This window comes from bacterium, assembly GCA_040753555.1.
Lineage (GTDB): Bacteria > UBA9089 > UBA9088 > UBA9088 > UBA9088 > JBFLYE01.
In genome coordinates this window covers 1-23,560 of record JBFMDZ010000015.1, presented here as the reverse complement: position 1 = coordinate 23,560, position 23,560 = coordinate 1, and the positions used below count along the sequence as shown (strand labels likewise).

30 protein-coding genes and 1 pseudogene are annotated in these 23,560 nt (G+C 35.5%); 14 read left to right on the top strand and 17 right to left on the bottom strand.

Features of this window, described 5'->3' with window-relative positions; all coding sequences use genetic code 11:
* Nucleotides 1–157 precede the first annotated feature (157 nt).
* From AB1630_02515 to pdxA, 13 genes are all read left to right on the top strand, one after another.
* Complete coding sequence (locus AB1630_02515) at nt 158–532, top strand: hypothetical protein (protein MEW6102685.1); 375 nt, start codon at nt 158–160, stop codon at nt 530–532.
* 30 nt (nt 533–562) lie between these two features.
* Entirely contained in the window at nt 563–1,240 is a 678-nt protein-coding gene (locus AB1630_02510; protein ID MEW6102684.1) for an MBL fold metallo-hydrolase, read from the top strand.
* Between the two features lie 156 nt (nt 1,241–1,396).
* Nucleotides 1,397–2,275 (top strand): PhzF family phenazine biosynthesis protein, encoded by an 879-nt coding sequence (locus AB1630_02505; protein MEW6102683.1) that lies wholly within the window; start codon nt 1,397–1,399, stop codon nt 2,273–2,275.
* A gap of 89 nt (nt 2,276–2,364) precedes the next feature.
* Nucleotides 2,365–3,111, top strand: coding sequence for a class I SAM-dependent methyltransferase (locus AB1630_02500; GenBank protein ID MEW6102682.1), 747 nt, complete (start codon nt 2,365–2,367; stop codon nt 3,109–3,111).
* Between the two features lie 275 nt (nt 3,112–3,386).
* The gene (locus AB1630_02495; GenBank protein ID MEW6102681.1) at nt 3,387–4,556 is read left to right on the top strand and encodes an ATP-binding protein; all 1,170 of its coding nucleotides are present in this window, start codon (nt 3,387–3,389) and stop codon (nt 4,554–4,556) included.
* A 2-nt stretch (nt 4,557–4,558) separates the two neighbouring features.
* A complete protein-coding gene (locus tag AB1630_02490) occupies nt 4,559–5,605 on the top strand; it encodes an ATP-binding protein (protein MEW6102680.1) in 1,047 nt (348 codons plus the stop codon).
* A gap of 252 nt (nt 5,606–5,857) precedes the next feature.
* Nucleotides 5,858–6,361: an MOSC domain-containing protein gene (locus AB1630_02485; GenBank protein MEW6102679.1), complete on the top strand. Its 504-nt coding sequence runs from the start codon at nt 5,858–5,860 to the stop codon at nt 6,359–6,361.
* Between the two features lie 94 nt (nt 6,362–6,455).
* Nucleotides 6,456–8,648 (top strand): phosphoribosylformylglycinamidine synthase subunit PurL, encoded by a 2,193-nt coding sequence (purL, locus tag AB1630_02480; GenBank protein MEW6102678.1) that lies wholly within the window; start codon nt 6,456–6,458, stop codon nt 8,646–8,648.
* Between the two features lie 99 nt (nt 8,649–8,747).
* Complete coding sequence (gene rpsL / locus AB1630_02475) at nt 8,748–9,119, top strand: 30S ribosomal protein S12 (protein ID MEW6102677.1); 372 nt, start codon at nt 8,748–8,750, stop codon at nt 9,117–9,119.
* Nucleotides 9,116–9,457, top strand: a complete 342-nt coding sequence (gene rplT, locus AB1630_02470) for a 50S ribosomal protein L20 (protein ID MEW6102676.1) — start codon at nt 9,116–9,118, stop codon at nt 9,455–9,457. The genes rpsL and rplT overlap by 4 nt, the downstream gene beginning before the upstream one ends.
* On the top strand, nt 9,458–9,931 hold the full coding sequence (rpsG, locus tag AB1630_02465) for a 30S ribosomal protein S7 (GenBank protein ID MEW6102675.1): 474 nt from the start codon (nt 9,458–9,460) through the stop codon (nt 9,929–9,931).
* Nucleotides 9,931–10,632: a 3-oxoacyl-[acyl-carrier-protein] reductase gene (gene fabG, locus AB1630_02460; protein MEW6102674.1), complete on the top strand. Its 702-nt coding sequence runs from the start codon at nt 9,931–9,933 to the stop codon at nt 10,630–10,632. The genes rpsG and fabG overlap by 1 nt, the downstream gene beginning before the upstream one ends.
* On the top strand, nt 10,629–11,576 hold the full coding sequence (pdxA, locus tag AB1630_02455; protein MEW6102673.1) for a 4-hydroxythreonine-4-phosphate dehydrogenase PdxA: 948 nt from the start codon (nt 10,629–10,631) through the stop codon (nt 11,574–11,576). Before fabG ends, pdxA begins: the two co-directional genes overlap by 4 nt.
* Nucleotides 11,577–11,671: 95 nt before the next feature.
* Here the strand turns inward: pdxA and gyrB are convergent, their stop codons facing one another.
* The 10 genes and pseudogenes from gyrB to clpX form a co-directional block, all read right to left on the bottom strand.
* Nucleotides 11,672–13,591, bottom strand: coding sequence for a DNA topoisomerase (ATP-hydrolyzing) subunit B (gene gyrB, locus AB1630_02450; GenBank protein ID MEW6102672.1), 1,920 nt, complete (start codon nt 13,589–13,591; stop codon nt 11,672–11,674).
* A gap of 12 nt (nt 13,592–13,603) precedes the next feature.
* Nucleotides 13,604–13,921, bottom strand: coding sequence for a nucleotidyltransferase domain-containing protein (locus tag AB1630_02445; GenBank protein MEW6102671.1), 318 nt, complete (start codon nt 13,919–13,921; stop codon nt 13,604–13,606).
* Nucleotides 13,900–14,286, bottom strand: a complete 387-nt coding sequence (locus AB1630_02440) for a HEPN domain-containing protein (GenBank protein ID MEW6102670.1) — start codon at nt 14,284–14,286, stop codon at nt 13,900–13,902. The genes AB1630_02445 and AB1630_02440 overlap by 22 nt, the downstream gene beginning before the upstream one ends.
* A 221-nt stretch (nt 14,287–14,507) precedes the next feature.
* Nucleotides 14,508–14,678 (bottom strand): hypothetical protein, encoded by a 171-nt coding sequence (locus tag AB1630_02435; GenBank protein ID MEW6102669.1) that lies wholly within the window; start codon nt 14,676–14,678, stop codon nt 14,508–14,510.
* A gap of 17 nt (nt 14,679–14,695) precedes the next feature.
* On the bottom strand, nt 14,696–15,046 hold the full coding sequence (locus AB1630_02430) for a type II toxin-antitoxin system PemK/MazF family toxin (GenBank protein MEW6102668.1): 351 nt from the start codon (nt 15,044–15,046) through the stop codon (nt 14,696–14,698).
* Nucleotides 15,040–15,312: a hypothetical protein gene (locus AB1630_02425; protein ID MEW6102667.1), complete on the bottom strand. Its 273-nt coding sequence runs from the start codon at nt 15,310–15,312 to the stop codon at nt 15,040–15,042. Before AB1630_02425 ends, AB1630_02430 begins: the two co-directional genes overlap by 7 nt.
* A gap of 175 nt (nt 15,313–15,487) precedes the next feature.
* Nucleotides 15,488–15,982, bottom strand: a complete 495-nt coding sequence (locus AB1630_02420) for a flavodoxin family protein (GenBank protein MEW6102666.1) — start codon at nt 15,980–15,982, stop codon at nt 15,488–15,490.
* Nucleotides 15,975–16,532, bottom strand: a complete 558-nt coding sequence (locus tag AB1630_02415; protein ID MEW6102665.1) for a 2-oxoacid:acceptor oxidoreductase family protein — start codon at nt 16,530–16,532, stop codon at nt 15,975–15,977. Before AB1630_02415 ends, AB1630_02420 begins: the two co-directional genes overlap by 8 nt.
* Nucleotides 16,533–16,676: 144 nt before the next feature.
* Complete coding sequence (locus AB1630_02410; GenBank protein ID MEW6102664.1) at nt 16,677–17,372, bottom strand: hypothetical protein; 696 nt, start codon at nt 17,370–17,372, stop codon at nt 16,677–16,679.
* Nucleotides 17,373–17,397: 25 nt separating this feature from the next.
* Nucleotides 17,398–18,585, bottom strand: a pseudogene (clpX, locus tag AB1630_02405) (ATP-dependent Clp protease ATP-binding subunit ClpX).
* A 79-nt stretch (nt 18,586–18,664) separates the two neighbouring features.
* Here clpX and rfbF point away from each other — a divergent pair.
* The gene (gene rfbF, locus AB1630_02400; protein ID MEW6102663.1) at nt 18,665–19,429 is read left to right on the top strand and encodes a glucose-1-phosphate cytidylyltransferase; all 765 of its coding nucleotides are present in this window, start codon (nt 18,665–18,667) and stop codon (nt 19,427–19,429) included.
* A gap of 61 nt (nt 19,430–19,490) precedes the next feature.
* Here rfbF and AB1630_02395 read toward each other — a convergent pair whose 3' ends face one another.
* The 7 genes from AB1630_02395 to AB1630_02365 form a co-directional block, all read right to left on the bottom strand.
* Nucleotides 19,491–21,158 (bottom strand): hypothetical protein, encoded by a 1,668-nt coding sequence (locus AB1630_02395; protein ID MEW6102662.1) that lies wholly within the window; start codon nt 21,156–21,158, stop codon nt 19,491–19,493.
* On the bottom strand, nt 21,148–21,321 hold the full coding sequence (locus tag AB1630_02390; GenBank protein ID MEW6102661.1) for a hypothetical protein: 174 nt from the start codon (nt 21,319–21,321) through the stop codon (nt 21,148–21,150). The genes AB1630_02395 and AB1630_02390 overlap by 11 nt, the downstream gene beginning before the upstream one ends.
* Nucleotides 21,318–21,803 carry a DUF6036 family nucleotidyltransferase gene (locus AB1630_02385; protein ID MEW6102660.1) on the bottom strand — a complete coding sequence of 162 codons (486 nt, stop codon included), beginning with the start codon at nt 21,801–21,803 and terminating at the stop codon, nt 21,318–21,320. Before AB1630_02385 ends, AB1630_02390 begins: the two co-directional genes overlap by 4 nt.
* Nucleotides 21,796–22,110: an HI0074 family nucleotidyltransferase substrate-binding subunit gene (locus AB1630_02380; protein MEW6102659.1), complete on the bottom strand. Its 315-nt coding sequence runs from the start codon at nt 22,108–22,110 to the stop codon at nt 21,796–21,798. The genes AB1630_02385 and AB1630_02380 overlap by 8 nt, the downstream gene beginning before the upstream one ends.
* Nucleotides 22,097–22,396, bottom strand: coding sequence for a nucleotidyltransferase domain-containing protein (locus AB1630_02375; protein MEW6102658.1), 300 nt, complete (start codon nt 22,394–22,396; stop codon nt 22,097–22,099). Before AB1630_02375 ends, AB1630_02380 begins: the two co-directional genes overlap by 14 nt.
* Nucleotides 22,397–22,642: 246 nt before the next feature.
* The gene (locus tag AB1630_02370) at nt 22,643–22,885 is read right to left on the bottom strand and encodes a hypothetical protein (GenBank protein MEW6102657.1); all 243 of its coding nucleotides are present in this window, start codon (nt 22,883–22,885) and stop codon (nt 22,643–22,645) included.
* Between the two features lie 68 nt (nt 22,886–22,953).
* Nucleotides 22,954–23,208, bottom strand: coding sequence for a type II toxin-antitoxin system mRNA interferase toxin, RelE/StbE family (locus AB1630_02365; protein MEW6102656.1), 255 nt, complete (start codon nt 23,206–23,208; stop codon nt 22,954–22,956).
* Nucleotides 23,209–23,560 lie beyond the last annotated feature (352 nt).

Here is a 23,560-nt window from a genome sequence, read left to right as displayed (position 1 = left end):
TTTGGGGACTTCACGATATTTCTGCAAGGCCGAGATTACCTAAAGAATTGACGACTTTTACCCTGCCTTATGATATACTTGTTACAATGTGGAAAGAGATGAAAGAAAGCTTTTTGTCTACTGAAAGGTGGGCTAAAATTGCCCAGAGGAGGTAAAAATGAGTGAAATCTTATTAGTTATAGGAGGAATCTTAAATATAGCACTCGCTGTATTCCATTTTACTTTTTGGAAAAATCCTCTGTTTAATTGGAAAGAAGAACTACCAAAATTAAATCTATTTAATCGAGCTTTACTACAAGTAGCAACCATACTATTTATCTATGTAATGCTATGTTTTGCCGTGATTTCATTTTTAATCTCATCATCAAAGACATTTGGGTCAACCGAGAAAGCAATGGTAATCTTTATTGGTGGATTTTACCTACTTAGAGCGATTTTGCAATTCCCATTCTTTGGAGTGTCAAAACTTGGCGTAGGAATATTTATCATTTGTTTATTAATATCTGGATGTTATTTTGCATCTTTTTTATAAAAAATGATAGAATAAAAGGAGAAAAACTTTATGCATAAAATTACACAAGATGTTTATCAATTTGACGGATTAAAAAGTGGGCAATGTTATCTGATAGTAGAGAACCATGGATTTGCCCTTATTGATACAGGAATGATGGGAGATTATAAAAAAATCGCCTCACAGATGAAACAGCAAGGTTTTCAAATTGAAGATATCAACCATATCATTTTAACCCATTGTCATAGTGATCACACAGCAAATGTCAAAAAAATCCAAAGCATCTCACACGCTACCATCATTGCCCATAAAACTGAAAAGCCGTATATTGAACAAACAGCAAAACTTCAATATTCATCTTTTGGAAAAAGAGTTGGCTGGGGTATACTCAATACTTTATTCGCGATAAAAGGCATTCGGGTTGATAAAACTGTCGACGATGGTGATATATTAGAGATATTTAGTGGGCTGCAAGTCATTCATACTCCTGGACATACTCCTGGAAGCATGGCATTATATCAACCCGATAGAAAAGTCTTATTCTCAGGGGATAGTCTAATCAATGAAGGTAACTTAGCAATTTGTCAAGGATTCTATAATATTGATGACCATGAACTCTCTGAATCGGTGAAGAAATTAAGAGATATTGAGATAGACATTATTTGTGTTGGTCATGGTCAAGCAATCTTGGAGAAGGGTGCAAAATTAGTAAGGGAGCTATTTGTCTAATCAATCGCTGCATCTGATCGCCAACAGTGGAGCGGTTTTTCAAAGTTTTGTGCCCTATCAAAGTTTAGTGGTTTTTAGGTTTTGTGGTGCATACTGTTGGTGGCAGGTGAGTTCTATCATTAGACGAAAGCGCTAAGTTTAGGATGAGGAGGAAACATGAAAAAAGAATGCGTCTTTATTGATGTTTTTACAGATATTCCCTATTCAGGTAACCAATTGGCAGTATTCCCAGATGCTGATGGATTAAATACCGAACAGATGCAAAGGTTAGCAAACGAGATCAATTATTCAGAAACAACTTTTATTTTCAGTAATGCTGAACCAGAAGCTGATTTTGAGATAAGAATATTTACGATCAAATGTGAACTGCCTTTTGCTGGTCATCCTGTATTAGGAACCGCTTATTCCATTATGAATATCTTTGATATATGGCCTGAAAAGAAGAACATATTAAAATTGAAGACAAGAGCGGGCATTATTCCTCTTGAAAAAAAGAATAGTATTATCTGGATGACCCAGAAAGAACCAGAATTCTTCGGTCAATATACTGATAAGAAAGAGATTGCAGATTTGGTTAATTTATCATCTGAAGATATTTCAGATAATTTGCCTATCGAAGGGGTGTCAACAGGAATTAATATACTCATAATCCCTATTAAAAATCTTTCTGCGATTCAAAGGGCAAATGGACATGTAAACAACTTGAACAAGTTCTTCAGGAATAAGGATCCTTTGGCGCCTTATCTATTTACATTCGAGACCATGGATGCTAATGCAAAGGTTCACACAAGGTTCTTTGCTCCACATTTAGGAGTGATAGAGGATGCGGCTACTGGAGCCGCAGCAGGCCCTCTAACAGCCTATTTGTTAAAATACGATGTTTTTGGTAGATGTTTTGAAATCCAAAATGAGCAGGGGATAGAAATGGGAAGGGCATCAAAAATACTGATGAAAGGTGAGATCAAAGATAATAGATATATGATAAAGATAGGTGGAGCATGTGCTTATGTTGGAAGAGGAGAGTTTACAATATAATGGCACCATCGCCTAATTGCAGATTTTTACGCACCTATTTAACCATAAATCACAGCGTTATATGCAATCGGCATTGATGAGAGGAAAATATGAGTAAAAAGAAGGCTAACAAAAAACCACACTATGGATATTATGGCTTTGGATACTTTCACCTTATTGTTAGTGTGGATATTATTTTGGGGGCAGTAGTTACCATATTCCTGTCAAAAGTGATAGGGATAATTGTTATTGCCCTGGGGCTGTGGAGCTTACTTGGCTATTGGGTAGGAATGCATTTCAGTAGGCAGCATGAACCATATGATTTATCAGACATACTGACTTTGAAAGGTGATGAAAATGTATTAGATGTAGGATGTGGTTTAGGTAAAGCTACTATTGGAGTGGCAAATCTTTTGAAAGAAGGAAAGGCTATAGGAATTGATATCTGGGACAGAAGGGATATTATGAATGCTTCTCTTGAACGAGCTTATAAGAATGCAGAAATTGAGGGTGTGAGAGACAAGGTTGAATTTAGAACAGGAAATGCTTTGAGCATTCCTTTCCCAGATAATTCTTTTGATGTTGTAGTTGCGGCAAGTCTGTTGGATAGTTTTTGGAGTGATTCAAAAAGACTTAAATTTTTGTCAGAGGTTTTGAGGGTTTTAAAACCAGAGGGAAAATTCCTATCAATGGAACCATTACGAAATATAGGAATGATTATTATGATCCCACTTTTAGCCTGGAAGTTTCTCCCTAAAGAAAAATGCATAGATTTATTGGAGCGATCAGGATTCGTTAATCTTGAGTATAAGTATAAAAACGAAATGGGGCATTTCTTGGTAGAAAAACGCGGGTAAGAAATGATGATAGGAATGCCGACAGCGTATAATAGCGTGTATCTGGTTCGGGCTTAAACGTTGGGCGAAATTGCTGGTTATGAGAGAGGATAAAGATTATGTATAAATGGAATGCAGAGGATTATCCCAAAAGCTCAACTTAAGCAACAGAAATGGGCAAAAGAACTTATATTAAAACTCGCTTTTAAAGGAAATGAGCGGGTTGCCATCAAGAAAAACTTTGTGTAAAATTAACTTGACAAAAAGTAATATTATTTGTATAATATAATATAATTATGATTAAACCCAGATTAATCTTAGAGAAGATTAAACCCTATCTTTTTTCACATGAAGCAATTATTATTACCGGAATGAGACAAACAGGTAAAACTACACTCCTAAATTATATCTATGGCCAGATTAATTCTTGTAATAAAATTTTTTTAGACCTTGAAAACCCTTTAAATAGGAAATATTTTGAAGAGACAAACTATGAAAGGATAAAGAAAACATTAGAGGTTTTGGGTATAGATTTTACTAAACAAGCCTTTATCTTTTGTGATGAGATTCAGTTTGTAAGGAATCTACCTTCTGTAGTTAAATATTTTATTGACCACTATAAAGTAAAGTTTTTCCTCACTGGTTCAGCCAGTTTCTACTTAAAGAACCTTTTCACCGAATCTCTTTCTGGAAGAAAATACATCTTTGAGCTTTTTCCGCTTACCTTTGGTGAATTTCTTCTGTTTAAGGATGTAACTTTAAAGATACCACAAGAAGCAAAAGATATTACCTCTTCAATCTTTGAGACTATCTCCTGCTGGTATGAAGAATATATTTTATTTGGTGGATTTCCTGGTGTAGTTTTAAAAACAAATCCTTTTGAAAAGAAGAAGATGCTTGAGGAAATTTTTACCTCCTTCTATCAATTAGAAGTAAGACAAATAGGAGATTTTCGCAAGAATGAAATAATCAGGGATTTAATCTTACTTTTGATGCAACGCGTTGGCTTTAAATTAGATATTCAAAGGCTTTCCAAAGAATTAAGGATTTCTCGCCTCACCCTGAATGAATATATCTCTTTTCTTGAAGGGACTTATTTTATAAAAAGGGTTCGGCCTTTTAGTCAGGGTAAAGATACAGAGATTAGGAAGATGCCTAAGGTTTATCTTTGTGATAGTGGTCTTTGTAATCATTTTGCCAGATTAGATATGGGCGTTATTTTTGAAAATAGTGTCTTCCAAAATTTAAGGACAAAAGGCGAGATTAATTATTACCAGAGAAAAAGCGGGACAGAAATTGATTTTATCCTGAATAAAAAAGAGGCATATGAGGTAAAATTAACCCCGCAAGCCTCTGATTTAAGAAAACTAAAGGAAAAGGGAGACAAATTAAAATTAGAAAGCTCTAACATCATCTGCAAAAACTACTCTGAACTAAGTGGTATTATCTACGCCTTTATGTTATAATTTTGCCATGGATTTTTGAAACATATCTGGAATTTTTGAACCCAAAAGGGAAACCCTACATCTTTCTTGATGAGGTTCAGGAGGTTGCTGGATGGGAAAAATGGGTCAGAACCACACGGGAATTACAAAAAGCTAAAATTGTTATTTCCGGTTCAAACGCAAAATTATTAAGTCGTGAACTTTCTAGTTTATTGACCGGAATGCACCTTGATTTGACTGTCTATCCACTTTCCTTTAGAGAACATTTGCTTTTTAACAATCTGCAATTAAAAGATAAACTTGAGATGATAAATAAACAGAACGAAATCAAAGGTTTGTTAAGGGAATATATTGAATTTGGTTCATTCCCGGAGGTTGTTTTACACCAGCAGAAAAAAGAGATATTACTAAGGTATTATGAGGATGTGTTAAATAAAGACCTGATAAAGAGATTCAATATAAGAAAAAAAGAGGCAATAAAAAGTTTAGCCAAATATTACCTCACCAACATATCAAATTTGATAACCTTTAATTCTATTGAAAAATATTTAAATCTCTCTGCTGATACAATAGAAAAATTTTCTCTCTATTTTGAAGATGCCTATATTTTATTTTTTCTAAAGAGGTTTTCTTTTAAGGTAAAGGAACAGGATAAAAGTTCCAAAAAGGTCTACTGCATAGATACAGGATTAGCAAATACAATAGGTTTCAGGACGAGCGAAAATTCAGGTAGATTATTAGAGAATATAACTTACTTAAAATTAAAAGAAAAAATGAGAGAAATGCCCGAGTTAGAAATTTTTTACTTAAAAGACACTCATCACAGAGAAGTGGATTTTGTTTTGAAAGAAAAACTGAAGACAAAACAGCTTATTCAGGTTTGTTCCAATGTCTACGATGAAAAGACTAAGCACAGAGAAATGAGGGCACTCATTAAGGCAATGGATGAATTTGGTCTTAAAGAAAGCCTGGTTATTACCGAAGATGATGAATTTGAAGAAAAGATAGAGGGTAAAAAAATTAAATTTTTACCATTATGGCAATGGTTGTTATCCGAAAAAGGGTGGTGAGAAAAGAATTGATGACTTTCATCATGCCTTATGATATACTTGTTACAATGTGGAAAGGGATGAAAGAGAGCTTTTTGTCTACTTAAAAGATGGGCTAAAATTGCCCAGCGAATTCAGAGAAAAGAGGAATAAGTATATCCGCAATATGTCCTCTATCATTCCAAATTGGAACAAAAAGCGAGATAGGTCGTTTATGAAGTAGTTATATGCAATTTTGCCGTATAATATCAATAATTGTGGAGAATAGAGCAAATGGCATTCAAATATGAAAAAATTGTTCCTTGGGGAAGGTCATATGATGAATATATTGATAAAATGATGGGTTATGTTGTTTCTGTAAATATAAGCAAAGATAAGGGAGAAAAAAAGACACCCATTGATTCTCCCTGGAAGGTAATTAAAGATTTTGGTCTTTTTGAAGATGGTCATTCTGGTAAATGGCACCGCCAGGTAAGCCTGTTGGCTATTGAGGAAATAGAGAAAGCAAGAGGGCTTGGAGCCAATGTTTCTTGTGGAGATTTTGCTGAAAATATCACAACCTCTGGAATTTGCCTTTCTTCTTTAAAAATAGGGACAAAACTTAAGATAGGAGATGGTATAATCCTTGAGGTATCCCAAATAGGAAAAGCCTGCCATACAAAATGTGCCATTTATTCCGAGGTTGGAAATTGCATTATGCCAAAAAAGGGAATATTTGCTAAAGTTTTAGAAGGAGGAGAGATTAACAAGGGAGATAAAATTGAAATCTGTGATTAGATAAGATGGGTATTGATATTTCTCTTGAATATTGTAAAAAAGCAGAGGGTAGGCTTAAAAAAACACACATCAACGCAACTTTATTTTAAAAATAATGAACACAAATGATAGAAGCCTGATAAAAAAACTTAAATCTTTAAACATCTCCCTTACCATTGATGAGGTAGAAAAAATAGAAAAAGCCATTGGAAGAGAACTAACGATTGTTGAGCTTTATATCTTTAATGCTGAATGGAGCGAGCATTGTTCTTACAAAAGCTCTCGGAAGGCTTTAAAGGCTCTTCCAACAGATGCACCGCAGGTGGTTTTAGGCCCAGGAAGCGATGCTGGAATTGTAAGGCTACACGGTAAATATTGCCTTGTTGTCTCCCATGAATCACATAACCATCCATCACAGGTTCTTCCATATGAGGGAGCAGCCACAGGCGTTGGCGGCATTGTCCGCGATATAAATTGTATGGGTGCTGAGGTAATAGGTGTTTGTGATTCCTTAAGGTTTGGAGATAATGAGTATATCATAAGGGGAGTAATTGAGGGAATAGGTGGATATGGAAACCCTTTGGGTGTTCCAAACCTAGGAGGTGATACATATTTTAGCTCTTTATTCAATGAGAATTGCCTTGTAAATGTTGTTGCCCTAGGCATTGTGGAGGAAGAAAATATAATTCATTCAAGGATACCAGAAAGAGCAAAGAATATTCCATATTCCATTGTCATTATTGGAAAGCCAACAGACCAATCTGGATTTTGCGGAGCATCCTTTGCATCAGAGGTTTTAGATAGCACAAAGGAAAGGAAGGAGGCTGTTCAGGTTCCAGACCCATTTCTAAAGAATGTCCTCTTTAAGGCAAATAGGGAGCTATTTAAACTTGTAAGGAAAAGAAACATAGGGATTGCATTTAAAGATTTGGGTGGAGGAGGTTTGGCTTGTGGCACATCCGAGATTGGAGGGAATTTTGGTATAGAAATTGAGCTTTCGGATGTTCCGCAGGTAAAAGGGCTTCTGCCAGAGGTCATTGCAGGGTCTGAAACACAGGAAAGGTTTATAATGGCAATCCCAGATGAAATTATCCCCGATGTCTTAAGGATATACAATGAAACCTGGGAGCTCCCCAATATCTCAGAGGGTGCAAAAGCAGCAGTGATTGGAAGGGTAATAAATGAAAAGAGGTATATTTTAAAACATAATGAGACAATTGTTTGCGATTTACCCATTGATTTCTTAACCTGTGGAATATCTTACAAAAGGAAAGAAAAACCCATTAAATGTAAATACAATGAGCCAGATTTTAAGATGTCAGATTTAAAAGAGACAATATTAAATGTCATCTCCCACCCAAATATCAAATCAAAGAAATGGATATATCAGACATATGATACAGAGGTTCAAGGCCATACTGTCATAAGACCAGGGGAGGCAGATGCAAGCCTAATAGCACCTTTAATTGATAAGGGAATCTCTGTTGGCGTTGCTACCTCTTGTGATGGAAATCCATTTTATGGGATTATTGACCCATATTTCCAGGCTATAAATGCTGTGGCAGAAGCTATGCGAAATGTTGCATCCATTGGTGCAACACCTGTTTGCATTACAGATTGCTTAAATTATGGAAATCCTGAAAAACCCGATGCTTTTTGGCAATTTAAGGAGGCCGTAAGGGGAATTGCTGATGCTTGCAAAGCATTTTCAATCCCTGTTGTCTCTGGCAATGTAAGCTTTTATAATGAGTCTTCCTCTGGAATTTCCATCCCTCCATCACCCATCATTGCTTGCTTTGGAATAATTGATGATATAGGCAAGGCAAGGACAATGGAATTTAAAGAAGCTGGAAACCCCCTATTCCTTATTGGAGAAAGGAAGGATGAGCTGGGAGGTTCTGTTTATTACCAGACACTTGGTTTTATTGGAAGGAATATCCCAAAGCCAGATTTAAAAAAAGAAAGGGAGAATGTCCATAAGATAATAGACTTAATCCTAGATGGCACAATCCTCTCCTGCCACGATATATCAGATGGCGGGATGATAACATCAATCATTGAGATGAGCTTATTGAGTAATTTAGGAGCAGAAATATCTCTTGAAGGAATTGGCGATATAAGGGAAGACAAAAGGCTTTTTTCCGAAACCCCTGGCTTTATTCTGGAGGTAAAAAAAGGCTTTGAGAATAAAATAAAGGATACATTGCATGAAGCATACCACATTGGCTATGTTATTTCTGATAAAATAATAATTAAAGGCTTAACAGAAATTCCAATGGATGCATTGCAAAAGATGTGGATAAAGTAAAGCATTTGTCATAAAAGTTGTTTATTGGCTAACAATTATAACTACATTAAAAGAAAAAATCTTGACAGGAAATAAAGAAGATTGTAAAATGTTAAAATTATGCCAACAATAAATCAATTGGTAAGGAACGGAAGAAAGAAGATAGAGGTAAAGAAAAAGACCCGTGCCTTAAAGGAATGTCCTCAAAGGAAGGGTGTTTGCGTGAGGGTCTATACAACAACGCCAAAGAAGCCAAATTCTGCCTTAAGAAAGGTAGCAAGGGTTCGGCTTACATCTGGCTATGAGGTTACATCTTATATTCCTGGCATTGGACATAACCTTCAGGAGCATTCTGTTGTCCTTATCCATGGTGGAAGGGTGAAAGACCTTCCAGGTGTAAGGTATCATACAATAAGGGGTGTTCATGATGCTTTGGGCGTTGCCAATAGAAAGAAGGCAAGGTCAAGGTATGGAGCAAAGAAACCAAAATGAGGGTAAAATCATCTGTTACAAAGAGGAAAAGGCACAATAAGATACATAAGCTTACAAAAGGGTATTGGGGTGCTAGAAAAAATTGGTATAAGCTTGCAAAGGAGGCAACGGTTAAAGCTGGTACATATGCCTATTCCCATAGACGCTTAAGAAAAAGACAGATGCGCCGTCTTTGGATATTAAGGATAAACATAGCTTTACGGCTTTATGGTCTTACATATAGCAAATTTATAAATATGCTTTTAAAAAAGGGAATAGAGCTTAATAGAAAAATATTGGCTGATATGGCTGTTAAAGATAAAGAGGGTTTTAAACAGCTAATAGAGAGGGTGAAATAAATGCCAAGAAAGAGAAATTATAGCAAACCTCCAAAAAGGATGGCAGATCCTATATATCAAAGCCCCCTTGTCGCCCATTTCATCAATTGTATAATGAGAAGGGGAAAGAAAAGCCTGGCTGAAGCAATAGTCTATAACGCCTTTGATATTATGAAAAATAAGCTTAACAAAGACCCTTTGGCAATATTTAAAACAGCAATTGATAATGTCCGTCCAAGGATTGCTGTTAAGCCAAGAAGGGTTGGTGGTGCAACATATCAGGTTCCAATGGCTGTTCCTGAAAATAGAAGCATATTCCTTGCCTTTAAATGGATAATACAAAATGCAAAGCTAAAAAAGGGAAAGCCTATGAATGAGAAGCTTGCATTAGAGCTTATTGATGCCTCAAATAATACAGGAGCATCTATAAAGAAGAAACAAGATACCCACAAAATGGCAGAGGCAAACAAGGCATTTTCCCACTACCGCTGGTAATGCTTGCCTTAATAACAGGAGGAAGTAGGGGAATAGGAAGGGCAATTGCAGAAAGGCTTTCTTCAAATTATAGAATAGCAAATTTTGATATAGAGCCCCCAAAAGAGCCAGTTAAAGATGAAATTTTCCTTAAATGTGATATAACCTCATCTTTAGAAATAAAAGAGGGGATAGAAAAGATAATAAAAGAGGCAGAAACAATTGATGTTTTGGTTAATAATGCAGGGATAACAAGGGATGGTTTATCCATTAGAATGTCTGATGATGATTGGGATAGGGTTTTGGATATAAATCTTAAGGGTGCATTCTTATGCTCCCGTGAGGTTTCAAAGATTATGATAAAGCAAAGAAGGGGAAAAATAATAAATATTTCATCAATAATTGGGATAATGGGAAATATTGGACAAGCAAATTATGCTGCATCAAAAGGAGGGTTGATTGCTTTAACAAAGAGCCTTGCAAAAGAGCTTGCAGGAAGGAATATCACGGTAAATGCCATTGCACCTGGTTTTATAGATACAGAGATGACACAAAAATTAAGCGATGAAATGAGAAATAAGATAATTGAAAGGATTCCCCTTAAAAGATTTGGAAAGCCAGAGGATATTGCAGGCATTGTTGCATTTCTCGCATCAGATGATGCCTCATATATCACAGGAGAGGTAATTGCTATTGACGCCGGGCTTTCTATCTCCCTTTGAAAAAACCAAGCATTGGCATAACCATTGGAGACCCTTCTGGTATTGGGCCTGAGGTTGTTTTAAAAGCCCTTTCTACTAACATTACCCAAAAGGCTAATTTTATTGTAATTGGAGACAAAAGGGTAATTTCTACAGATAAAGCAGAGATTTTAGACCTTAAAAACATTAATCCTAAAACCCTTGTAATGGGAGAGCCGTCTGCTGAAACAGGGAAGGCATCATTAGATTACATAATGGAGGCATTTAAGCTAATAAAGGAAAAGAAAATTGATGCAATGGTTACAGGGCCAATATGCAAATCTGCAATACAAAAGGCAGGATGCAAATTTATGGGTCATACTGACCTTCTTGCCCATCTTACAAGAAGAAATGTTGGAATGATGTTTGTGGCAGGAAATCTAAAGATCGTCCTTGCAACAATTCATATCCCATTATCAAAGGTTTGTAGAATGATTACAGAAAAAATGGTTTATGAGACAATAAGGCTTACACATAATAGCTTGGTAGGGTATTTCAGGATAAAAGAGCCAAAGATTTGTGTTCTTGGGTTTAACCCTCATAGTGGAGAGGATAAAATAATGGGAAAAGAAGAAGGGAGAATAAAAGAGGCAATAGATAAGGCAAATAACAATGGGATAAGGGCATTTGGTCCCTTTCCTCCAGATACAGCATTTTTAAAAGAAGGATTTGATTGCTTCGTTGCTATGTATCATGACCAGGGGCTTATTCCCCTTAAATTACTTGCATTTGATAGGGCTGTAAATTTAACAATTGGCATTCCATTTATAAGGACATCGCCTGACCATGGCTGTGCATTTGACATTGCAGGTAAAAATAAGGCAAATCCATCTAGTATGATTAGCGCTATCAATCTTGCAATAAAGTTAAACCGTAACTATTCACCTTTCTTAAATCTCCTCTCTTTACAGAAACACAAAAGTTAGAATTTACAAGAATTTAGAAAAATAAGGAGAAATGTAAAAAACCCCTGTTTCTCCCTGGTAAGGATGAGGTCACCAGTTCAATTTTGGTTGTGGGCTTATACATCTAGGTTTTTTACCTCCTTTGCATGTTGTGTAATAAAATTCTTTCTAGGAAGAACCTTCTCCCCCATAAGGAGGGAAAAGGTCTTTTCTGCCTCATAGGCATCCTCAATGCTTATCCTTACCATCTTTCTTACATCGGGATCCATTGTTGTCTTCCATAATTGTTCTGGGTTCATCTCACCTAGCCCTTTATATCTTTGAAGGACAAAATCAGGTTTCATTTTTGATGTAAGCCTATCCTTTTCCTCTTCAGAATAAAGGTAATGTTCCTCATTCTTTTTCCTTAAGCAATAAAGGGGTGGCTTTGCGATATAAACATAGCCATCAACAATAAGAATTTTAAGATACCTGTAAAATAAAGTAAGGAGGAGGGTTCTTATATGCGAACCATCAACATCTGCATCTGTCATAATTATTATCTTATGGTATCTAAGCTTTGAAATGTCAAAATCTTCATCAGATTGCGAAATGCCGCACCCAATAGAAGATATAAGGGCTTTTATCTCCTCATTATGAAGCATTTTTTCAAATCTAGCCTTTTCAACATTAAGAATTTTTCCCTTTAAAGGAAGGATTGCCTGAAATTTCCTATCCCTTCCTTGCTTTGCCGAGCCACCGGCGCTATCGCCCTCAACAATATAAAGCTCGCATTCTTCTGGATTCTTTGAAGAGCAATCTGCAAGCTTTCCGCAAAGCATTCCAAGCTCATCGCCCTTTTTCCTTACAAGCTCCTTTGCCTTCCTTGCCGCCTCCCTTGCCTTTGATGCCAATAGCCCCTTTTCTACAATCTTTCTTGCAATAGATGGATTTTCATCAAAGAATGATACAAGCTCCTCGTAGACAAGGGAATCAACCAAACCTTTTATCTCTGAATTTCCAAGCTTTGTCTTTGTCTGGCCTTCAAATTGAGGGTTTTTCATCTTTATACTAATAACAGCATTAAGACCTTCCCTTATATCATCACCAGATAAACCCTGTTCATTCTCCTTTACAAATTTATTCCTCCTTGCATAATCATTTATTGCCCTTGTTAAGGCTGATTTAAGGCCAGAAAGATGGGTTCCTCCCTCCTCTGTATTTATGGTATTCACATAAGAAAGAATATTTGTTACATAATCATCAGAATAGCAAAGACAAACATCTAAGGAGGTATCTTCCCTTATCTTTTCAAAGTATATGGGCTTATGGAGGGCTTTTTTTTCCTTTAAAAGAAGGATGACAAATTCCTGAATCCCTCCCTTATAACAAAATGTTTCTATTTTGCCGTCCCTCTCATCCAATATGGTTATTTTTATTCCCTTGTTCAAAAATGCAAGCTCCCTTAATCTATGGGAGAGGGTTTCAAATGAGAAAACAATATTTTCAAAGATAGAAGAATCAGGCAGAAATGTTATCTTTGTCCCTTTTTTCTTTGTTTTTCCTGTAATTTTAAGCTCTGTAATGGGAATGCCCTTTTCATAGCTTTGGGTATAAATTTTTCCATCCCTGAATACCTCTCCCTTGAGCGATGTAGACAAGCCATTAACCACAGAGACACCAACACCGTGTAATCCTCCTGATATTTTATATGCACCAGAGTCAAACTTTCCTCCTGCATGTAGGGTGCACATAACAATCTCAAGGGCTGGCTTCTTATGGATTGGATGCACATCAACAGGAATGCCCCTTCCATTGTCCTCTACGCTAACGCTATTGTTCTTGTGAATTATAACATCAATATTTGTGCATTCTCCTACCATTACCTCATCAATGGAATTATCAACAACCTCATAGACAAGGTGATGAAGCCCCCTTGAGCTTATATCACCAATATACATACTTGGCCTTTTCCTAACCCCTTCCAGACCCTCTAATACCTGAATTTTGTCTGCGGTGTATTTGTCGTTAAGGTTTAAGCTGTCTTTATTTGCCATTTTACAATAATCTCATTCCAGTAATATTCCTTGTTTTTTTACCTCCCATACCAATGGGTCTTCATCAACAAAGGTATCTGGACGAAAGGGGACAGGCTCAATTCTGCTATCAATAGTAGATGATATTTTCATTAGTCGCATTCCCTCTTCAAAACGGTTATCGCTGAAATCAGGAGAGATTAAAACAATATCAATATCGCTCCATTTATTTTCCTCCCCCTTTGCACAAGAACCATAAAGGTAGGACCTTTCAATGTGGATACCCTCTTCTTTTAATTTTGATAGAAATTTTTTTACACTTTCTATTACTAAAGCATTGATTTCAGCCATTTGTAAAGCCCCTCTATTTGAGACATTTCATTTTTTGTAAATTCTTCACTACATTGATTTCTGAATTTTCGCTTTTCATCAGGATACCGAGTTTCAATATTAAATCTCGTTATTCTTATAAGTTTATCTTTTAAATCATCTGATATGGAAACATTAGATATTTCCGCCAATCTTTGAAGGTTATGGATATAAGGCGCATGTTCTTTGTTTTTTGAAACATAAATTGCTTTTAGGAGCTTTTCAATAGCAAGATGGCCAAAAAATAGGCTATAAGAATAATCTTTCTTTTCAAAAAGGTGTCCTGCTACCTGTAAAGACTCATCAGCTTCTTTTGTCCAGAATTTTGTAATTTTATCAACATCCATTGTTATAACTACCTTATATTATACCTTTATTTTATAGGAATTTCAATATATTTTTCAAAAAACACCACAGCCTTTTTATTTTATAATTCCAAATCTTTCCCATTTTCTTTTGGCTTTGGTTGTTTGTTATTAGGTAGATATAGACGCCTGATGCAAGGTTTTCTGGGAGGGTCCAAATAGAAATTCAACTTCCATAGTATTTTCTCTGTTCCTCTAAAATTTTAGTATCTATTCAGTTCTATTTTTGAATAGACAAGGTGATGAAGCCCCCTTGTGCTTATATCACCAATGTACATACTTGGCCTCTTTCTAACCCATTCCAGGCCTTCTAATACCTGAATTTTGTCTGCGGTGTATTTATTGGTAGGGCTTGTGTGATCTTCCAATTTCATCTCGTCCTTCATTTTATTTACTCAATATCCAAATATATTTTTGTTGCTTTTCTAATTGCATTTTTTAGCTCATCCCCCTCTATGCTACCACATTTTTCTATAATCCTCTCCTTGCTTATTGCCCTTATTTGATGTACCATTGCTAGGGAATCCTTTTGTAAGCCTGTATCTTTTGCCCTTAAAAATACCTCAGTGGGATAAACCTTTCTTCCTGGTTTTATTGAGGTTAATGATATTACCGTAACAATAGGCAATGCTTGATTAACCTCTTCTGATGAGATTACTAGAACCGGACGCGTTCCTGATTGTTCAGAACCTCTGGTTGGAAAAAGATTAGCCCAAAAAATACCCCATTGATAGCTTACCATTCTGCCATTGCCTTAGTAATTTCTCTATCAGAGGCTTCAAATGCCTTCATGCTATCCTCTAGGTCTTTCATAAACAAGGGGTCTTTTGATGCCTCGATCATCTTTTTATAAAGCCTCTCTCTTTCAATCTTTTTCGCGTATTCTTCTAATGCTTCTTTTACTCCCGCGCTTATTGATGGTATATAATGCTCTTTTGTATAATCCCTAAACCTCTCTAAAATCTCCAAGGGAAGAGAGAGGGTAGTATTTTTTACCTTTATACCCATTTTATTACTTTATAGTATCCTTGATCCTTGCTAAATTTTCAGAATTATAGTATCTTACATAAATCTTATAGAATTAACTCCTTTTCTTTTGTCCAGAATTTTATAATTCTATCAACATCCATTGTTATAACTACCTTTAGTATACCTTTATTTTATAGGAATTTCAATATATTTTTCAAAAAACACCACAACTGTATTCTGAAATTCGCAATTCCAGAGATTCGTCATCTGCAAGAATAATTCCATCTATAAGCCTTGCTCCAATTGTTGCAAAGAATGCCCTTATAACATCAATACATCCAGGGAAATTTTCTTTTTTTTCACAGGTTAGAATAAAAAATCCAGAACCTTTTTTTTCTATTTTTCTATTCCATAGAACCTCGCATCTATCAATCATAGCCTTAAGATGGGAAGGAATGCCTTTAAAATAAACAGGTGATGAAAGAATAATTACATCGGATGAAATAAGGCTTCTGATTACCTCCTCCATATCGTCCTTGATGCTGCATATTCCAGCTTTAATACATTCAAGGCAGCCAGAGCAGGGTTTGATATTTTTATTTCTAATATAGAGCCTTTCAGCACTTTTTCCTTCAAGGAGGATATTTAAAGCCTTATCTGACCTTCCATTTTCCCTTGGGCTTCCATATATGGCAAGCGTCTTACCCAATTACCTCATTATATGCCCTTTTTATTGCTTCAATGTTTCCTTCAAGCATCTCCTTTTTCTTCTTTCCTAATTTCTTCTCTGTGTATGAAATAAGGGTTGTAATTGGAAGGAGGGAAGAAACCTTTGCTAATGCAGAAAGCATCGGTGTATTTGGAATATTTTTCTTCATTGTTTCAATGGAAATCTTTGAGGCATCAACGGTAAAAAGGTTTTTATGAGCAATATTTTTCTTAACTTTAAAATCCGATGGGCTATCCCCTGTATTGACAATAAGCATTCCATCTTCACAAAGACCAGAGGTAACATTTTCTGTGTCAATAAGGGTTGGGTCTAAAACAACAACAATATTTGGTGATTTTATCCCACAATGCAGGGAAATTGGCGCATCAGAAAGCCTATTAAATGCACAAACAGGTGCTCCCATTCTCTCTGGCCCATATTCTGGAAATGCCTGGACATATTTTCCAGCTTCAAGGCTTGCTTCAGCAAAGATTAAAGCAGCTGTTTTTGCTCCTTGTCCTCCTCTACCATGCCAGCGTATTTCAATCATATCTTTATTTTACAATTTCCAGTCTATAATTTGCAATTAAAATGTGTTCATCTGTCTTTATACCAAAAATTGGTGTAATTATTCAGCCACTGATTAACATTTATACTAAATATAAAAGTGGGAAGTAGGAAGATACAAGGGAAATTAAAACACATTAAGCCTTATCCCAAAATAGCCAATTAGGGATGAGATAGAGGATGCTTTAAGATAGGAAAGGGAGAATCCCAAAAATTTATCAATGGATGTATTTATAAGGAAATAATTGTAGCTTTTTGGTCTTATAACCTCAATTCCAAATTTTCTTTTAAAGAGCTCTGTATTTAAGGAGGCAAAATATGCTATATTTTCATCTTTTATCTTAATATCAAGATTATGAATTATTGGATTAAAAATTTTATCTATTCCACCATAGAGAATACCAATACTTGTTCCGTTTTTCATAACCTCCTTACTTAATACAAGATAAAGAAATCCAAAGACCTGTGTTTCTGTGCCAATTTTGCCACCTCCACCCATATTATACTCTCCCTCTGGCTGAGAGCCTTGCAAGACAACAAATCCTTGTCCTCCCATTGCAATACCTATTGGATTTGCTAAAGGAGAAGCCTTTGCATCACCAAAGAAATAGAAGGATTTGATGGCATATAGATTATTTGTTTTATCTTGTTCCTTCCTTAATATATCACCTATGTAATAGACAAAGCCTAAATCACCACCAAATCCTGCTTTTTGCTTTTTAATATTCGCTGTTGGCGTAAGAATTATCCCTGTTGTTACTGTACCTGCAAAGGAAAAGCTTGCAAGAAGAAGAAAAAAAGGGGTTATCTTTAACCTACGCACTTTTTTCTAAAAGCCATGTAGAGGATAGCTTTTGCCTTACAATATCTTCTGTAATTACTATCTTTTCAACCTTTGATGATGGAGTTTCATACATAAGATCAAGCATTATCTCCTCCATTATGGAACGAAGCGCCCTTGCCCCTGTTTTTCTTAAGAAAGCTATTTCAGCAATTGTTTTTATGGCAGATTTTTCAAACACAATATTTGTGTTCTCAAGAGCAAAGAGCTTTTTATATTGCTTTATTAAGGAATTTTTTGGCTCCTCCAAGATTCTTATCATATCAGCTAGTGTTAATGGAGAAAGAATGCTAACTAAAGGAAGCCTTCCTACAAATTCTGGGATAAGCCCATATTTTAACAAGTCATCAGGAATAAGCCTTGAAAGACAAACAAAGCTATCTTCTTCTTTTAATCCCTTTCCAAACCCAATGGATTGCTTCCCCAGCCTTGCTTTAACAACATCCTCAAGGCCAATAAATGCACCTCCACAGATAAACAATATCTTGCTTGTATTTATAGGAATAAGCTCCTGATGTGGATGTTTTCTTCCACCCTGTGGTGGAATATAGGCAATTGTTCCCTCTAAAATCTTCAACAGTGCCTGCTGAACGCCCTCTCCAGAAACATCCCTTGTAATAGAGGGCGAATCCTGGCTTTTCCTTGCAATCTTATCTATTTCGTCAATATATATAATCCCCTTTTCTGCTTTCTTTATATTCCCACCCGCAGATTGGATAAGCCTTAATAAAATATTCTCAACATCCTCTCCAACATACCCTGCCTCGGTTAATGATGTGGCATCTGCAATACAAAATGGAACATTTAATATTCTAGCAAGGGTTGAAGCAAGAAGGGTTTTTCCTACACCTGTTGGACCAATAAGGAGGATGTTTGTCTTTTCAATCTCAACATCATCTTCTATGCTACTTGTTATTCTTTTATAATGGTTATATACAGCAACAGACAAAGCCTTTTTTGCCATTTGTTGTCCAATAACATATTTATCAAGAAATGCTTTTATCTCCTTTGGCTTAAGAAGGACAAATTTTTTTTCTTTCTTTTCTTCTTCCTCTTCCCCTAATATATTATTGCAAGATTTAATACATTCGTTACAGATGAATATTCCAGGCCCAGCCACCAGTCTTTCTACCTCATCCTTTCCCCTTCCGCAGAAGCTACATATTAAATTATCCTTATCACCATAACGATACATAAAATAAAATATAATCTTAATCTAATATTTATGTCAATAAATTTTTGACAAATCAAGAGAAGAAGGGTATAATTTTCTAATGAAGGTTGTTATTTTATGCGGTGGAAAGGGGACAAGGCTTAATGAGGAAACGGAATTTAGACCAAAACCCCTTGTCAAAATTGGCGATATGCCAATTTTATGGCATATTATGAAGATTTACTCATATTATGGATTTAATGATTTTATTCTTTGCTTGGGATATAGGGGTGAGATGATTAAGGAATTCTTTGTTAATTTTAGCTGGATGGGCCAGGATTTTATATTAGAGCTTTCCTCCTCTAAAAAAACCCTCCTTCCCTCCAATTCCCTTCCTAATTGGAAGATAACATTTGTGGATACAGGACAGGAAACAAATACAGGTGGAAGGATAAAGAAAATAGAAAAATATATTGGAGAAGATACATTTATGGCTACATATGGCGATGGCGTTTCAAATATCAATATAAAAAGCCTTCTTGAATTTCACAAGGAAAAAGGGAGAATTGCAACCTTAACAGCCATTCATCCACCATCGCAATTTGGAATAATTGAAGAAAAAGATGGGATAGCAGCATCTTTTAAGGAAAAGCCTATGTTGGATGGCTTGATAAATGGTGGATTTTTTGTCTTTAATAAAAAAATTTTTAGCTATCTCTCTTTTGATAGCATTTTAGAGGAAGAGCCTTTAAGGGAGCTTGCAAAGGAAAAAGAGCTTTCTGTATATGTCCATTCTGGTTTCTGGATGTGTATGGATACATTCAAACAAGCACAGACATTGAATAATATCTGGAAGGAGGGAAAGGGATTATGGAAGGTATGGTAGACATTCTCTTTTCCCTTGAGCCAATTTACTTGAAAACCAATTTTGTTTTGGTATAGTTTGCTTATTTCTTAATTAAGAGCTTTCCACAAGCTTTGTTTTCTGAATTCAGGGCATAAGACCTTATCTCATAGATGTATAAACCAGAGGCTAATGGCAGGTTATGTGAGCCCTTTCCTTCAAATTTTGATTCATAGATGTATGCTTGTTCTTCCTTTGAGAACCTTTCCCAAGATTTCCCAGGAGCGGGTAGAAGATTCCCCTCATAGACCTTTTGCCCAACAATGTTATACATTGTAACATTAAAGCTTGCTCCCTTTGTCTTTAAGGCAATATAAAATGTAAGCTCTCCCTGTGATGGGTTTGGATAGGAAACTATTTTTACAATCTTGTTTTCTTGGATAGCAAGACCCTCTTTTGTCAGCCTTATCTTTAAATTTCTTGGAGAATCCAAGGTATAGCCTGGATTTTTCCTTAAATCAAAGACATTATTGCCATCAACCAAAAATACTTGATATTCCTTGTCTATTCCGCTGATCCCCTCAAATGATAATTCAATGGGATTATTTTTACCTAAAATAGAAACATCCCAGGTTATATCATCCCTGTCCTTTCTTATGTCCTTTATATATCCTCCCTTAAAGCAAAGGTAAAGGGAGGAATCAAGTGCCTTTGGTGGAGAAGATAGGTCAATGCCTAAATCAAACCCATCAGATGCAGAAGGAGAAATACCAAAGACAAGGTTGCTTGTAATATCGCCAGATTTTGCAATGATTTTCGCATAGCCATCATTTAAAGCAAAAAGCGAGATTCCTTTTGTTTCGCTATCATCCCATTCCATTCTTGGAAATACAAGCAAACAGGCCGATATTGCCCTAATCCAGTATCCAAAGTGTGGGAGGAGGCTATTTTCATCATTATATCCCTCATTATATCCCCAGAATACAGCCTCTGTATGAGAACCAAGATTAAATGTTTGCGTTCCAACTTGCTCTTTAATGCTATTCTTGTTTATTTTAAAAATAGATGGATTTCCTATCATATTCCATCCTGCTTTTAATGGAATGGTATAGGTGGCTGAACTTGGTGTTCCTTGGGTAAATAATGAAATTGTTCCTTTGTTATAATACTTAAACCAATATCCAAGACCAGATGTTATGGTTGCCGGGTTTCTATATTTTGACAGGTAATCATCCTCTATTGCATCCTCATCCCAGATATATGTTCTCCAATTCTCCTGGTCTATTCTTCCAAGGTCATCGCCTGTTTCTAATGTATTTCCCAAAATACTTGCATTTCCAGATGGGTCAGCTGGAAAAGAGACCATACGCCAGGTATATTCTGGAATATCCCTCTTTTTTGGACAAAGGGAAAAATTAAGGTTAGTTGTTGAAGAAGAAAGGCTTGTTATTTTTGTCTTTTCATAGTAATCTGGATTGCTTGCTGTAAATGTTCTTGTTGTGCCATCGCTTAAGATATAATTAAAAATGGAATATGTTCCAAATCCGCCCGAGCTTGTTCCATTAAGTGTTAGGGTTGCAAAAATGGGCATATTGGAAAGGACATCCTTTATATTTCCAGAGAGAATTCCCCTTTTATAATGGGTTGTATAAACAGAATTTGTTGTTATCGTAGAAAAATTAGCCCCAGAGATTTGTGCTGTATTTGTTATGGTATAGGGATATGCCAATAACGACCATAGCAAAGCAAGTATAAAAACTTTATTCTTCATTCCTTCTAAACCTATCCTGTATCTCAATAATTTTCTTTGGATATTTTTTTCTTAAAAGAGACCCAAAATATAACCATTTAAGCCTTAATTCATAAGGCTTTTCTTTATATCTTTCTATCACCTCATCATCCAAATAATATTCAAATCCTTCCTTTTCTTTCATTGTTTTATCCTTAAAAGATGCCTTATATCTGCCTCATCCTGCTTTCTGTTAGAAACCCTTTTCATCTCTATAAGGTCATCAATAGATATTACTGGAATAGAGGTGTTTTCTAATTGGATGTAATCTACATTCTCTATCCCCTTTTTATAATCCACCGGGCTATCTATTACAACATCTATTTCACTTATTTCCCAATCAGGATTTACTAATGTAAATGCCTTCATATTCTTATTTTTTATCCAGTCCTCCCTGTTCTTACAATTGGCAAAATCCATAATATCTACAGGAACCCTTGGTTTAAATCCCCATTCCTTCAAAAGGGAAGTAAATCTTTCTATATTTTTATCCTCTAAATCCAGAATTATGTCTATATCATAAGTCATTCTTGGAATCCCCTGAAGGTTCACAGCAAGACCTCCAACCACAATATACCTAATTCCCCCTTTATTAAACGCCCTAAATATCTCTAAATAATCAAGCATTTGAAATCTCCTTAATTAATGAGTCAATTAAATAATGCCTCTCTTTAATAGTTTTATATATTCCCAAGGCAATGTTTTCATTATAAAGATGAAATGCCTCCTTCAGACAAGACTTTGGAGAATAGCAAACAGTCCCTTCATCATCCAAAATTGCCTTCAGGGTCTTCCAGCAAAGCTCAAATGTAAACTCAAACCTTTGTATTGTCCCATCAAGGGCTAATGGGCTTTCTGAAAGAGGAATAGCCAAAGCCTCTTTCAGCCTTTCATAAGCATCCTTTAGTTGTTTTGAAAGATTATCCCTTTTCATATAGCAACTCTATATCCCTTAATGCCTCTTTAGAAAATTCATCATCCCTTTTACTAAAATCAACAACCTCAATAGTGTACAATGTATCTATCTTATCCAATTCATCATCAATCCTTGATAGCTCTAAAGAGCTTAATCTATTCTTTCCCATTATTCCTATATCTATATCACAATGGGGATTTTTATAATCCCTCCTTGCCCTTGAGCCAAAGAGAAAGACCCTTTCAACATCAGGGCAAGCCTTTAAAATAGCACTCATTATATCTTCTTGATGAATCAATCCCATTGTTTCTATATATCCTCTTTTTAAATGCCCTCTTGAAAGAGGAAGTAATACCTATTTCAAGTCTCATATAAAGCCTTTTTTACCTCATCAACACTACCAAACATATCCTACCCTCTTCAGGGTATAACTAAAACACCCTTCTCTTGGTCTGCATCAACAAATATTTGTAAAGCATTCTTTGACAACCTATCAGAGTCTGATAAATACCAATATAAAGAGCACGTGTCTACTATGAAAATTGGCAAATTAATCATTATTTCCCTCCCATTCCTTTTCCCATTCTTTCCTTATCCCTTTTAAGGCTCCTTGAATATCAAAACCGCTGTTCACCTTTCCCTTCCATATTCCTCTAAGTGAATGTATAGGTTTGGTAGAAAGTGGCTGGACTACAATAACTACTTCTGCTGGTCCTTTTGACAAACTGCAAGGAATATCAATCTGTAGCTTCCCATCCTCTTTTATTGTTGTCTCTAATGTTAAAGTTTGCATCTTATTTTTCTTTTTCTCTATTTCCCTTACTGAACCTTAACGCGGAATTGTACATATCTTTTTTTACCCTAATACACCTCATTATGGCTTCCGATATCTATCAGTAAGACCCTGTTTCCTTCTAAAAATTTGAAAATAATCCTCTTCTCATAATCCAAGCTAAAGCTCCACCATCCTTTAAGTTTTCCCGTTAATTTATGTGTTCTTAAACTTCCTTCAAAGGGATTTTTTGTAAATACCTCCAATTTTTCAAAAAATTTATCCTCTAGTTCCTTATTTTTGTAAATCATCTTTTTAAAAGCCCTCTTGAAAGAGGAACTAATACCTTTTCAAGTCTCATATATACCCAAACAAAATTGGTTTTCAGGTAATCATTTAAAAAATCCTAAACTCTAAACAAATCCAAAATTTTAGTTTTAGTGAATTGGTGGATTAGTGAATTGGTGAATTAGTCTAATTAACCAATCTCTAATTAACTAATCTCTAATTAACCAATCTCTAATTAACTAATCTCTAATTAACTTTTTCGTGCTTTGGATTTAAAATTTCTTTTTTTGTTTGATGTACATACAATACTTGAAATTCAATTGATTTTCAGTATAAAGCCTTTTTTATATCATTAATACCACCAAATTTTATCCTTCCTTCCTTATATTCCTTTAGGCTTTCTTCCCC

Excerpts from the sequence above, each read along its gene's own strand:
- AB1630_02515 (MEW6102685.1), top strand. The coding sequence starts at position 158 with ATGAGTGAAATCTTATTAGTTATAGGAGGAATCTTAAATATAGCACTC.
- AB1630_02510 (MEW6102684.1), top strand. The coding sequence starts at position 563 with ATGCATAAAATTACACAAGATGTTTATCAATTTGACGGATTAAAAAGT.
- AB1630_02505 (MEW6102683.1), top strand. The coding sequence starts at position 1,397 with ATGAAAAAAGAATGCGTCTTTATTGATGTTTTTACAGATATTCCCTAT.
- AB1630_02500 (MEW6102682.1), top strand. The coding sequence starts at position 2,365 with ATGAGTAAAAAGAAGGCTAACAAAAAACCACACTATGGATATTATGGC.
- AB1630_02495 (MEW6102681.1), top strand. The coding sequence starts at position 3,387 with ATGATTAAACCCAGATTAATCTTAGAGAAGATTAAACCCTATCTTTTT.
- AB1630_02485 (MEW6102679.1), top strand. The coding sequence starts at position 5,858 with ATGGCATTCAAATATGAAAAAATTGTTCCTTGGGGAAGGTCATATGAT.
- purL (MEW6102678.1), top strand. The coding sequence starts at position 6,456 with ATGAACACAAATGATAGAAGCCTGATAAAAAAACTTAAATCTTTAAAC.
- rpsL (MEW6102677.1), top strand. The coding sequence starts at position 8,748 with ATGCCAACAATAAATCAATTGGTAAGGAACGGAAGAAAGAAGATAGAG.
- rplT (MEW6102676.1), top strand. The coding sequence starts at position 9,116 with ATGAGGGTAAAATCATCTGTTACAAAGAGGAAAAGGCACAATAAGATA.
- rpsG (MEW6102675.1), top strand. The coding sequence starts at position 9,458 with ATGCCAAGAAAGAGAAATTATAGCAAACCTCCAAAAAGGATGGCAGAT.
- fabG (MEW6102674.1), top strand. The coding sequence starts at position 9,931 with ATGCTTGCCTTAATAACAGGAGGAAGTAGGGGAATAGGAAGGGCAATT.
- gyrB (MEW6102672.1), bottom strand. The coding sequence starts at position 13,591 with ATGGCAAATAAAGACAGCTTAAACCTTAACGACAAATACACCGCAGAC.
- AB1630_02445 (MEW6102671.1), bottom strand. The coding sequence starts at position 13,921 with ATGGCTGAAATCAATGCTTTAGTAATAGAAAGTGTAAAAAAATTTCTA.
- AB1630_02440 (MEW6102670.1), bottom strand. The coding sequence starts at position 14,286 with ATGGATGTTGATAAAATTACAAAATTCTGGACAAAAGAAGCTGATGAG.
- AB1630_02435 (MEW6102669.1), bottom strand. The coding sequence starts at position 14,678 with ATGAAATTGGAAGATCACACAAGCCCTACCAATAAATACACCGCAGAC.
- AB1630_02430 (MEW6102668.1), bottom strand. The coding sequence starts at position 15,046 with ATGGTAAGCTATCAATGGGGTATTTTTTGGGCTAATCTTTTTCCAACC.
- AB1630_02425 (MEW6102667.1), bottom strand. The coding sequence starts at position 15,312 with ATGGGTATAAAGGTAAAAAATACTACCCTCTCTCTTCCCTTGGAGATT.
- AB1630_02415 (MEW6102665.1), bottom strand. The coding sequence starts at position 16,532 with ATGATTGAAATACGCTGGCATGGTAGAGGAGGACAAGGAGCAAAAACA.
- rfbF (MEW6102663.1), top strand. The coding sequence starts at position 18,665 with ATGAAGGTTGTTATTTTATGCGGTGGAAAGGGGACAAGGCTTAATGAG.
- AB1630_02395 (MEW6102662.1), bottom strand. The coding sequence starts at position 21,158 with ATGAAGAATAAAGTTTTTATACTTGCTTTGCTATGGTCGTTATTGGCA.
- AB1630_02390 (MEW6102661.1), bottom strand. The coding sequence starts at position 21,321 with ATGAAAGAAAAGGAAGGATTTGAATATTATTTGGATGATGAGGTGATA.
- AB1630_02385 (MEW6102660.1), bottom strand. The coding sequence starts at position 21,803 with ATGCTTGATTATTTAGAGATATTTAGGGCGTTTAATAAAGGGGGAATT.
- AB1630_02380 (MEW6102659.1), bottom strand. The coding sequence starts at position 22,110 with ATGAAAAGGGATAATCTTTCAAAACAACTAAAGGATGCTTATGAAAGG.
- AB1630_02375 (MEW6102658.1), bottom strand. The coding sequence starts at position 22,396 with ATGGGATTGATTCATCAAGAAGATATAATGAGTGCTATTTTAAAGGCT.
- AB1630_02370 (MEW6102657.1), bottom strand. The coding sequence starts at position 22,885 with ATGCAAACTTTAACATTAGAGACAACAATAAAAGAGGATGGGAAGCTA.